10 protein-coding genes are annotated in these 11650 nt (G+C 56.5%); 4 read left to right on the top strand and 6 right to left on the bottom strand.

The features are described from left to right. Positions 1–64: 64 nt before the first annotated feature. From AC07PA_RS31575 to AC07PA_RS31550, 6 genes are all read right to left on the bottom strand, one after another. Entirely contained in the window at positions 65–958 is an 894-nt protein-coding gene (locus tag AC07PA_RS31575) for an ABC-three component system protein (RefSeq protein ID WP_494610138.1), read from the bottom strand. Between the two features lie 540 nt (positions 959–1498). After that, on the bottom strand, positions 1499–2134 hold the full coding sequence (locus tag AC07PA_RS31570) for a chalcone isomerase family protein (protein ID WP_494610137.1): 636 nt from the start codon (positions 2132–2134) through the stop codon (positions 1499–1501). 105 nt (positions 2135–2239) lie between these two features. Beyond that, positions 2240–3103, bottom strand: a complete 864-nt coding sequence (locus AC07PA_RS31565) for a hypothetical protein (protein ID WP_494610136.1) — start codon at positions 3101–3103, stop codon at positions 2240–2242. A 331-nt stretch (positions 3104–3434) separates the two neighbouring features. Next, positions 3435–4166: a Crp/Fnr family transcriptional regulator gene (locus AC07PA_RS31560; RefSeq protein WP_494610135.1), complete on the bottom strand. Its 732-nt coding sequence runs from the start codon at positions 4164–4166 to the stop codon at positions 3435–3437. 68 nt (positions 4167–4234) lie between these two features. Then, positions 4235–6283 carry an acetoacetate--CoA ligase gene (locus tag AC07PA_RS31555; RefSeq protein ID WP_494655418.1) on the bottom strand — a complete coding sequence of 683 codons (2049 nt, stop codon included), beginning with the start codon at positions 6281–6283 and terminating at the stop codon, positions 4235–4237. Next, on the bottom strand, positions 6219–7016 hold the full coding sequence (locus AC07PA_RS31550; protein WP_494610133.1) for a TetR/AcrR family transcriptional regulator: 798 nt from the start codon (positions 7014–7016) through the stop codon (positions 6219–6221). The genes AC07PA_RS31555 and AC07PA_RS31550 overlap by 65 nt, the downstream gene beginning before the upstream one ends. Positions 7017–7271: 255 nt before the next feature. Between AC07PA_RS31550 and AC07PA_RS31545 the strand changes: the two genes are divergently transcribed. The 4 genes from AC07PA_RS31545 (at position 7272) to AC07PA_RS31530 (ending at position 11552) form a co-directional block, all read left to right on the top strand. Continuing rightward, positions 7272–8318 carry an SMP-30/gluconolactonase/LRE family protein gene (locus tag AC07PA_RS31545; RefSeq protein WP_494610131.1) on the top strand — a complete coding sequence of 349 codons (1047 nt, stop codon included), beginning with the start codon at positions 7272–7274 and terminating at the stop codon, positions 8316–8318. Positions 8319–8337: 19 nt separating this feature from the next. Further along, positions 8338–9384, top strand: a complete 1047-nt coding sequence (locus AC07PA_RS31540; RefSeq protein ID WP_494610130.1) for an alpha/beta fold hydrolase — start codon at positions 8338–8340, stop codon at positions 9382–9384. A gap of 57 nt (positions 9385–9441) precedes the next feature. Beyond that, positions 9442–10410 carry a Bug family tripartite tricarboxylate transporter substrate binding protein gene (locus tag AC07PA_RS31535; protein ID WP_494610129.1) on the top strand — a complete coding sequence of 323 codons (969 nt, stop codon included), beginning with the start codon at positions 9442–9444 and terminating at the stop codon, positions 10408–10410. A 122-nt stretch (positions 10411–10532) separates the two neighbouring features. Further along, positions 10533–11552, top strand: a complete 1020-nt coding sequence (locus tag AC07PA_RS31530; RefSeq protein WP_494610128.1) for a Bug family tripartite tricarboxylate transporter substrate binding protein — start codon at positions 10533–10535, stop codon at positions 11550–11552. The last annotated feature ends 98 nt before the right edge of the window (positions 11553–11650 follow it).

Below are 11650 nucleotides of genomic sequence, written 5' to 3'. Positions count from 1 at the left end.
CTGGTCAAAGACCGCAGATGACATCCTCGCGAGTGTCGAGAGATTTTGCCTGCGAACTTCTAACTCACGACACTAGCACCATATCAAGCAGGATGTTGAACTCCTCTTCGCCGTAGAGGTCGCGGCTGAACATTTTTAACCCCTCCGCGCAGTAGAAGAGCGCACGGTGGCTCTGCAGATGCTCCAGGTAGCGCTGCTCCTGAAGCACCTCGAGGAGGGTCATCGGCTTTCCAGCATGCTCCTCGTACAGCCGACGCAGCTCTTCAACGTAGGCATGCTCGGCGACTGTCGGAACAGCAGGAGTGGCTGGGTCGTCGCCACGTTCAGCTTCAATGCCGAACAGCTCGAAGTGCTTGGCTCGATTGAGCGCGTGCCATTCCAGAAGGTCGCGCAACTGGCACTCCACGATGGTCGAGAAGTCGTAGGCGTCAATGACGGTCTTTACCTGTGGAGTCAACTCTGCGCTCCGCCCCTTCAGCCCAGTCTTGCCCGCCGTCCACTCATCAAGGAAGCGCTGCTTTAGCTCCAACGGCTTGCTGAGGAGGTTGTGCAAATCATTACCAACGCCTCGCGGCGCGCACAGCAGGTACTGGCGCGGTGCCGGGTAGGTGCCCGCAAAAAGCTGTAGGAAGAACTTCGCCAACTCAGGGAAGAAGTCCGAGGGCGTGATGCCGGTGCTGTAGTGCTTCGCCTGATAGAGGTCCCACTGACCGGCCACGAGCGCTGGGACCAGTCGCGCCTCAACGTCGCGACCGCCATCACCTGCGCCACCAAGCTGCTTCACAGCCGCATACGTGGCTGCGTTGGGCAGCTTGCGTTGCCAGCAAGCTTCCTCAATGAACTTTTCCCACTGGTCAGGGGAGAAATGGAGAACAAGCGAAGACGGAGGCACTACCCCGCGCTTCACTTCAAAGCTGTTCTTCCGCGGCTTGCGCGGTACTGACGTTGACTTTGCCATCGCGTGTGAGGCCGCGCTGTTCGGCGCATGCGCTCCCCCCTTTCCAACCATGGCACTCGAGCGGCCACATGCACGGAGTTTACCTACGGAGAAGGGTCGCAACTGTTTCAGCGCCGCCGCTGCTCGAAAAGGCGGCGTCCGGAACGGGTGAAGGGACGGTACGAAGACGACAGCCTCAGAGCATTTACGAGCAGACCTTGTGCCGGAATCCGGATACATGGTGACGTTGCTTTCATTGGGCTAACGAGCCGTCGCGTCGCAGGCCGCGAAGCCGCCGGGCTCGCTGCCTGGTACTGAACGACCCCGAAGCAGCCGTTGGTGAACTTCCGCAATCAGCCTGAAGCGGTCGTCGACTTTCACTTCCCGAGTGGCAGCTTTGGGCCGATAGCCGAAGTCTAGGTGGTGGCTCCAGCGCCCCGAATCACCCAAGCAGGCGACTGGACAAAGCCGCACAGATGCTCACGTCCGCCTCCTTGTCGTTGTCCCGTGCCAGGGAACACGAAATAGCTGCTAGTCAGGGAATTGCGCTGTGTACGCTTCTTATCGATTTTGGGCAGAAGGGTCTGCTGACACCATCGGAGTGCCAAGTAAGCCGGCCCTGAATGACGGATCTGCGGCCTTCTCCCCCAGGACCATTCGCATCATGACCGGGAAGAACAATGGATCTCGAAAAGGTTCAGGAGAGTCCAATCTACCGTTGTAATAGATGTACGTACCTTCGCCAGGCACAAATTCCATCGAGTAGGAATCTCCTGCGAGAAGCTTCTTTCTCTTGGAGAAAAACTCCCCCATTCTCGCGATTGATGGAATCAGCGTGGCCATCTCTGATTTTGTAGTGGTTCGCGCAATTCCGTCAGTGAATTGCTTACCCCCTTCCTTTCCGTCGATGTCCCGGAGGAAAACAACGTGGTATCGTTTTGGTGACGCGGGCGCGATGACATCTTCGAAGCGCTGCGTCTTCCTAGGAAGATAGAGGGCACCGACCGCTACGTTCATAAAAAGAATCCGCCGAACACCGATTCCATTTAATACAAGCGTAGAGCCATTGGAAACAAGTTCATCCTCGAATCTGACCCCCTGCGCGGACGTGTTTGCAAACGTGGCGCAAGCTAGGGAAGTTGAAAGAAACGCCATGAGCATACGCCCCATGCACTGATAAAGCTGTCGGGAAGCCATCATTTGTCTCCGAAGAGTAGAGGGTGTGCGGGAGCGCCTCGTGTGATCAAGGCGCCCTGGCCATTGGAGGGGCTACGGTAGTTAGAGCACCGAAGCAAGTGTCACTTAGCTCTCGGCGTAAGCGGAGATCCAATTGGAAAACTCGCACGCCAAGTGCCAGCGGTGCTCAGTGACAAACCAAAACGGAAGAGTTGCGGGTAGCGCAATGCCAAAGCGGCAGATAAATCCTTGGCCAAGCCCTAAATTGCGCCCTTGGTGGCGGATTCCCCCAATAGTTGTTCCTTGGTTGTCAGCCGCAACCCCCGCGATCTGAACTGGAAATGAGGGATCTGCGGCGATAGCCAAGCCGACTTGGTTATATGGATCAAACACAAACCTGCTCGCCAACATTGCCCCTCCTGTGACTTCGACTATTTCCTGCTTGCTTCCAGCAAGGGTCTGGATAAGGTAGTGATCAGGGCAGGCGACCAGCATGGCGCGTTCGTCATTTCGGTCTCGAACTTGCTCAAGCCAAACTTTGAAGCCTTCCGCCGTTCCACGGCTGCTGGCAATGTCAATCGTGCAGAGTGCCCAACGGTTTGCTGAGGCTGCTGCGGATTCCAATGGTGTGGACAATGCAAGGTCCCCGGCCAAAAGATTGCGTATGCGCTGGTGCCCCAGATGCAATTTTGCATTGGCGAGTCGCTCTCTATCTTGCGCAAGCGTAGCAATTGATGCGGCAGGTCGGAGAATCAAGGAATCTAATTCGCCAGCGAGCGCCAGTAAGAAGTTCTGTCGCAGTCGCTGTGCCGCCACCTGCACACGACGTGCTTCCCACTGCAAAACCTGTTCGCGGGTAACAGTGTTGCCTCCAATGTATGTGGTGAGCACAAGTGGCGCAGTGCTTGCCGCTGAGGCCGCCTTCAGGGGAGTTACCGCCGCAACAGCTGCCAAGGCTGCCGCAGTGCCGAAAGATCTACGAGTAACCATATTTGTCTCCTTTTGGTTGGTTGAAGAAATGGCGCAGGCTGATAGTCGGCGAGTGCTTAACGATGTCTTTCCGGGGCTTTCCCTTGTTTGCTCAACACTGCACAAAGTAGTTACTTAAACTCCACTGAAATGAGGCACGTGAGACGTGCCCGATCTGCTTTGGCGCGCGCAGTCGCTCATCGCCGGCGAAAAGCCACGCCTTCTAAAGCATCACGCATTCCTTTTTTGAGATAGCGGCCTGCAGCACTAGCTTCCGTGACCACAGTCAAAGGCCCAGAACTGCTGCACTCGCCGCGGAGCGTGCGATACACGCGGTTGTAGGGAACGCAATCTATCGGCGAGATGGCCAATACTTGAACCCAGCAACATCCTTGAGTCCGTCCAAATTCACGATGGCCAGCCGCCCATAGGACAACGTGATGAGGCCCATCGATTTGAACTTTCTGAGCACAGGATTGATCGAGTTTCGGGACATTCCTAGCATCTGTGCCAAGTGCTCTTGCTGAACTTCCAAGACAATTGACCTCGGTACTGACTGTCCCCCTGTAAGCGACATCACAACCAAGCGGCGAGCTAGTCGCACCTCTGTCGATGCCTTTGCGCATTCATCTAAAGCCAAATGGGCCGTCCGCAGTTTTTCGCTAAGCAAGACACCGAGAAATTTCCAGTAAATTGGCTCCCCGTCTAACAGCCGGATCATTAGATCTATCGGAACCATAAAGACCGTGACGGCTTGTGTCGCCTCAACAGTGTGTGAGCGCCCGAGCCCGTCAAACAACGAGATATCTCCGAACCATGTTGGAGGACGAAGTTGCAGGAGCACTCCGCTGCGACCTGGCGCGAGCTCACCGTAGACCACGACATCGCCATCAATAACGCAGTACAGACCATCAACAATATCGCCACGAGAAAAGAGGCGCTGCCCTGGTCCGAAGTAACGCAAGCGCCCAGCCGAGAGGAGTTGCTGCCTCAAGCTGGGCGGGAGGTTTGCAAACCATTGATCGCGCTCAAGTGCGATCTGATGCTGCGGCTTGCTCAGTGGCGATTGCAGAGCGTGGTGCACGCGATGCGCCTATTCAGCTTGTCCACCCTGAGCTAGGGGATTGAGTGAACATGGAGGCCTCGAATGCCTCAACGCACGGGTGTCTCGTGCGCGAGTCGAGCAAACGAGTCAAGCGCATGAGGGTTCGCCATGGCGTCGCGGCTCACGACCTTCTCAGGCAGGCTGCCCATGAGAATCTTGCGGACCGGCACTTCGAGCTTCTTTCCAGTGAGGGTGTAAGGGATGTCGTCGACTTGGAACATCTGGTCGGGAACATGGCGGGGGCTGTAGTCGCTGCGCAGTCGCTTTGCGACCTTGTCGCGAAGCGCATCATCCAGCACGTGCCCGGGCTTCAATCGAAGAAACAGAGGCATGTAGTGAGTTCCATTGGGCAAGTCGCAGCAGACCACAAGGCTGTCTGCAACCTCCTCGACCTGCTCGACTGCTCGATACACTTCCGATGTGCCAATTCGCACACCATGACGATTGAGTGTGGAATCCGACCGCCCGTAGATAAAGCATCCTCCACGGGCATTGATCTTGATGAAGTCACCATGTCTCCAAACTCCCGAGTAGTGCGAGAAGTAGGCGTCGTGATAGCGACTTCCGTCCGCATCGTTCCAGAAGAACAGCGGCATTGATGGAAACGGTGTGGTGACGACGAGTTCTCCCACTTCGTCGTGCAGCTCAGAGGCATCCTCTGTCCATGAATGAACGTCCATTCCTAACAGACGCGCCTGAATTTCGCCTGCTCGAACAGGAAGAATCGGTACGCCACCAACAAATGCACTGCACATCTCCGTACCTCCAGATTGGGATGTGACCCACAGATCAGGACTGACACTGTTGTAAAACCAGGCAAAGACCTCAGGGGTAGAGGGAGCGCCGCCCAGGAGGACAGAACGCAAGCTTGAAACATCATGAGATGTGCGGGGCTGGAGCTTCGCTTTCTCCATCATCTGGACGAAAGTCGGGCTTGCCCCAAACGAGGTTGTCTTCGTGTCAGCCGCTAGCTTCCAAAGCGTGTCCAATGCCGGGTACACCGGGCTACCGTCATACAAAACTACGGACGCCCCGGCAAGGAGGCCTGACAACAGCGCATTCCACATCATCCAACCGGTGGTCGTGTAGAAGAATGACACTGAATCCACGCCCAGTCCAATGTGAAAGTGGGATACCTTCAAATGCTCCAAGAGCATGCCGATGTGGCCGTGAACGATCGCCTTTGGCAAGCCCGTAGTGCCGGACGAAAACAGGACCCACATCGGATGCTCGGTCCCGACTCGCTCGTATTCAAAGCCTTCAGCTTCTACGTCAGCATGAGTCAACAAGGCCTGCCAGCTCACCAGGTCGCGCGTACCCATGGAAGGAATAACGCCAGGCTTGAGATAGTCCAGCCAAACAATTGTCTGGACGGATGGCAACTGCCGGGCTAGATCTGACACATCAGCTTGCCGGTCAACATCCTTGCCTGCGAAGCGGTATCCGTCGGCCGCAAAAAGAACCTTGGGCTGTATCTGTGCAAACCTTTCTACCACCGTCTTTACGCCAAATTCTGGCGCGGCTGAGGACCATACAGCGCCAATCGCCAAGCTGGCAATCATCGCCACCGCGGTCTCGGGAATATTGGGCATGTAGGAGACAACGCGGTCTCCAGGCTGCACGCCGAGCTCTCGCAGTCGTGTCGCAACGATGCGCACCTGTCGACCCAGTTCACGCCAAGTCATCTGGCCCAGTGGCCGCAGTTCCGAGCAATGGTGGAAGACGACCTTGTCTGGGTTTTGTCTTTCCGCACGCATCAGATGCTCGGCATAGTTGACCGTCGCGCCCTCAAACCATCGCGCTCCATGCATCTCCCTGGTGTTCAGAACCCGCTCATATGGGGTGCCGGAGATGACATTGAAGTAGTCCCAAATGGCGGCCCAGAAGGCCTGGACGTCTGTCACGGACCAGCGCCACAGGGAATCGTAGTCTCCGAAGGAGTGGCCGCGTTCAGAGGCGAGCCACCTCATGAATTTAGAGAGTTCGCTGTTGTTGGCTTGCTCAGGAGAAGGAGTCCACAGAAGCTGACCTTCAGCTACCGGTGCTCTGCTGTTTCCTTCGTTTTGCGCGGGCTGGGGCGCCTGTTGAATCTCCATCATCTTCCTTTGTTTGCCCCGAAGGACCTGGTGGAGCGAGGCCTCTACGGGCCATCGCCATGAATCCGCCTTCCAAGAAGGTGCATAAATTGTCATAAAGCGCAGAGACGTCCTTTGACTTGAACTGCCCCTTTGACAGGGTTTCAATGCGCCCTGGCCGCGCGCAGACATTCACCATCGCCCCGACAGCGAAGAAGAACCCCTGGTGGAGGTCCTCGGCAGAAATGTCTGGCTGGCTTCTGTGCAGCTCTTCCAGATACGCGCGTGCGACCGCATTGAAATGCTTGTCGGTCAGCTCGCTCCATTCGGCGCTGCTTGCCGCCATGGCAACCATCTGCGTGTAGTTGCGCCAACCTTGGTCGTTGCGTGCTGCTCTTTTGAGGATCGTGCCTACGTAGCCTTCAAGCAAGGTCCGCACCTTGATGGGCGCATCTTGGCTTTGGATTCGAGCCCGCTCAAGAAACGCAAGTCGCTCGGCGTTGAGGACCTCAGAGCGACGAGCGAGCACTCGATCCATCAATTCCTGCTTCGAGCCAAAGTGGTATCCCACGAGTGCCGACTGACACTCCGCCTCCGCCGCTATGTCGCGGATCGAAGCAGCGTGGTAGCCGAACCGCGCAAACAATTTCTCAGCGCTGTCAAGGATTCGCTCCTTGGTCGCCTCGCTATCCGAGCGCGATTGTGGTCTGCGCTTCGGAGTTTCAACCTCAGGTGTGTTTTTTGGGGTGTTCATAGACGTGTTGGCGAAATCAGGGCATCCACGCTACCACGCCTCAAGCCCATGCTCGCTGGACAAGCGTCTACAAATTGAACACATGTGCAACCAAAAATACACCATAGCGGTCATCCATCTAAGGCCGAATGATCCCGCTAAGACGCAGCAAAGTATAGCCTGGGTTTCTACTATATTGCACACACGTGTAAACAAACTAACATGACTGCATGAGCGTCGATCGAAGCTCGTCTTGTGAAAATTTCAGGAAATTTGATGAAAACGAACCCGCTGCTCAACTGGAAGGTTGATCGAAAACTGGTGACTCAGGTTGGTGTTGATCTCGCAAGGCCCGAGTGCGTGCTTGCGGAAAGTTCAGGTGATCTATGGGTTGCTGATGCCCGTGGTGGAGTGATGCACATACAGCCTGATGGAACGCAGCGCCTGGTCGCTCAGAAAGCGAGCTCGCGCTTTGAAGATACCGGTGACCTCAAAGAGCGCTTCACCAGGGGGACGCTTCCCAATGGTCTGGCCTTCAACTCCGCCGGTGACCTGATAGTGGCAAATTTCGGCACCGATCGGGTCGAACGCATGAGCCGCAAAACTGGCGACACAACGGTGCTTCTCGACGCAATTGATTGCGTGCCGATTGGCAAGGCGAACTTCGTTCTACGTGACTCGCGAAACCGCCTCTGGATCACCGTCTCCACACGGATCAATCCCTGGTCCGATGCGCTGCGTCCTGGCGTCAACGACGGCTACATCATCTTGATGGATGACCAAGGTGCACGTGTGGTTGCCGAAGGGTTCGCATTCACGAACGAGATTCGCTTCGATGCCAAAGAGGAATGGCTGTACGTGGTGGAGACCACGGCCAAAAGGATCTCGCGCCTGCGGGTGCAGTCCGATGGATCCCTTGTAGATCGTGAAGTGTTTGGTCCCTCCTCACTCGGTGCAGGATCGCCGGACGGCATGGCATTTGATGCCTACGGGAACCTGTGGGTGACCATGATCATGTCGGACAGGCTTCTTGCGATAACGCCCGAAGGCGAGGTCATTGAGCTCCTTGACGACGGAAATCCAGATGCCAATGCCCAACTCGAAGCGCACGCTGCAGCGGGCACGTTGACCATGGAAATCATGGCGAAGGCCCACGGCACGCTCGCGCCGTGGATGGCCAGCATCACCTTTGGCGGCCCTGACTTGCAGACCGTCTATCTCGGCAGCCTTATGGGCACATCGCTCGCTTGCTTTAGGTCACCGGTTGCCGGACTTCCAATGGTCCATTGGCGGTCCCCATCGATCTCAAGCAACGCCTCTTAAACAGACCAGGAGTACCGACATGGCATACACATGGCCCCTTGATCCCAATGAGCTATTCACCGAGCGATACGCTCAAATGACTCGGCAGAATCTTCCTTCCAAAGACGTGGACGAGGTGCGATCGCGCATCGATCGCATGTGGGACTATGAGCCAGGAGGTTGGGTGTACGAATGGTCCAGTCTTGCGGAGCGGTATGCGAATGCAGGTCGCCATGATCAAGCCATGCTCGCGTATGGTTGGGCCAAGTTTCCGACACTGGCCAACGAAGCAGGTCGGATAGCCTTGGCGAAGCAGGTCGAGCAGTGTCAGCGCTGGTCGAGCCAACTACCCATCGATTTCGAGCGCCGCATACTGAACGTGCCCTACGCCGGAGGTTTGACAGCGGTACCTGTGCATGTGCTGTCGGCTAAGGGAGCCGCGGCTGATGCCCCTGTCCTTTTGGCAAGCGGTGGAGTCGACTCATGGAAGATGGATTTGCAAGGTGTCTTCCTGCCTTTTATCCAGCATGCTGGGGTCCGAGTACTTGCATTCGACATTCCCGGAACTGGCGAGTCCCAAATTCCGATGTCGCCTGCCGGGTATGAGATCGTTACTGGCTTAGTGGCAGAGGCACGTCGCTCAGGAGCTCGCAAAGTGGGGCACCTCGGTATCTCCATGGGCGGCCACTTCTCCGCACGGTCTGGACTGGAGGGCGCGGTGGACGCCTCCATCGTTCTCGGCGGCCCGGTCGGAGCGCTTGCGAATCCACCAGCGCGCCAGTGGCATTTTGGGATGGCAGACATTCTGGGAAATGCGCTTGGCCTGAATCGCCCCGATCCACAAGAAGTAGCGGCAGCGATGGCTGGCTTCTCGCTGAGGAGTCTGCTTGAACAGGGTCAGAACGCGCCGATGCTGGTGGTCAATGGAGCTGATGACGTCCATATCCCTCAACAAGACACCCTGGTTTTTCAGGGGCGCAAAGATACAGAAGTTCTTCTGTTGCCCGACACGGGGCACTGCGCCGTCACAAAGCTCGATGTCGTGGCGCCCAAGATGATTGGTTGGCTCGCGCAACAGATGCAGTAGTGCCAGGTGGTCGAAGTATCAATCGGCCCACTTTGACGATAACAAGGAGACAACCTCGTGGATATTTTTCGTCGTGACATTCTTTTGGCCATGGCTGCAGCAGCGCTTCCAACTTTTGGGCATGCGCAAGTGGTCCTGCCGGACACTCTGAGAATCATCGTGCCCTTTCCTCCGGGTAACTCGCTCGACGCGTCGGCGAGATGGTTCGCCGAAACCTACCGCTCCGTTACCAACCGCAAGTGCATCGTCGAGAACAAGCCGGGGGCCGCCGCTACCATCGCGGCTTCGGAAGTATCTAGGTCAAAGCCGGATGGATCGGTGGTGCTGTGGACGACTGGTGGACATACCACCAATGCCGTGCTTATGAAGAAGTTGCCCTACGATCCGCTAGAGGGATTCACGCCGGTGACAAAGGTGTCCGTTGGCGAGGGCTTCGCCTTGCTGACCCGTACCAGCTCTCCGTTCAATAGCGTGCAGGATGTAGTTGATGCTGCACGAAAGGCTCCGGGAAAGATCAGCTTCGCATCGGCAGGCATCGGGAATACCACCCATGTGGTCGGCGCGCTGTTTGCGAAATCGGCAGAGATTGAGCTCCTTCACGTGCCTTACCGCGGTGATTTCATAACGGACCTAATGGGAGGGGTCGTGGACATTGCCTTTGTAGCACCGTCCGTAGTCATGCCCTTCATCCAGTCAGGCAAGCTGAAAGCGCTTGGGCTCTCCGGGACCAAGAGGGCGACGACGCTACCGAATCTTCCGAACTTCGCCGAGTTCGGAATCAAGGACGTTGACATCCCTGCTTACTCGGCGCTTTTGGCTCCACCGAACATGCCCGCCGATGTGCTTGCCGCCCTGCACAAGGGAGTTGTGGCAACTCTGCAAGACCCGGCACTCCGAGCTAAGTTCAAAACTCTCGGCAACGAACCGCAGGCAATGCCTGCTGAGCAGTTCAGGGTCTATCTGAAGAACGAACTCCAGCGCCTGCAGCAACTGCTGCCGCCCCTCGGCATTGAGATGGATATCTAGGCGGATCGATCTCTCGACTACTCGAAAGCAGCGACTCGCAAGCGAGTCTGTGGGCGCAATCGCAGATGAGTGCTGTGATGCCAAGCCGCGTGCCAGATCCAAACTCGCCAAATGGAGAAAAGATGTCCAACCAACGCATTCAGAAATCTGTCCTCGCTCTCAGCTCTAACTCATCAATCCGCAGAACATTGATTCTGACGTCAGTTTTCGTCGGAGCGGCATGCTTTGCCCAACGGCCGTCGTTTGCGCAGGCGACCTTTCCCACAAAGCCGGTGCGGATCGTCGTTCCCTATGCGGCGGGCTCTTCCCCAGACGTCATAGCAAGGCTACTGGGCGAGCGTTTGTCGAAGGGGCTTGGTCAGCCCGTGTACATCGACAACAAGGGTGGGGCAAGCACAATCATTGGGGCACAACTCGTGGCGACCGCGCCCGCTGACGGTCACACCCTGCTGTACGCCGTGAACAACACGGTTTCAATCAACCCGCACGTGTACAAAAACCTGCCTTACAAGGCAGAAGACTTTGTACCTGTGGTGCGCATTCTTTCAGTGCCCTTTGTTCTGGTGACTTCTCCAAAGTCGCAGTACAAGACATTGCCAGAGTTTGTTGCAGCCGCCAAAGGAGCGCCAGGCAAGATGACATACGCCAGCTATGGGATCGGCAGCAGCACACATGTGGCAATGGCGCGCTTGCTAAACGAGGCCGGTGTAACGATGGTCCACGCTCCATACAACGTCATGGCGTTACCCGATCTTATGAATGGACTCATCGATGTGGTTTTTGAGCCTGCCACAACGGCAATTCCCAACATCAAAGCCGGCAAGCTGACTGCGCTCGCTGTCTCTGGACCAAAGCGAGTCAGTGCGCTGGCAGACGTACCAACTGTGGGCGAACACTTCAAGAATTTCGTGGGCGATTCATGGCACGGCCTCGTCGCCCCGAAAGGCACACCACCGGAAGTGACCGCAAAGCTCAACGCGTTGGCTCAGCAGATCATCAAGGCCGAAGACTTCCAACAGCGACTTCATGACTTTGGCCTGGTCCCTGCAGGTGGCACATCAGACGAATTCCGCCAGTTTCTCGCTGAGGATTCAAGGGCTTGGGCGAAAGTCGTGCGAGAGAACAATATCCAGGTCGACTAGTGGCGATGGGAGCTGGCCATGGACCGCAGTCACTCAGGAGGAAATGTCCTGAGTAACCGCACTGTGTAGTAATCGCCGATCAGCTCTGCTATCTACCT

This window comes from Acidovorax sp. GW821-FHT09B03 (genome assembly GCF_059418305.1).
The sequence above is the reverse complement of the archived record's forward strand: the minus strand, read 5'-3'. Positions and strand labels throughout refer to the sequence as shown.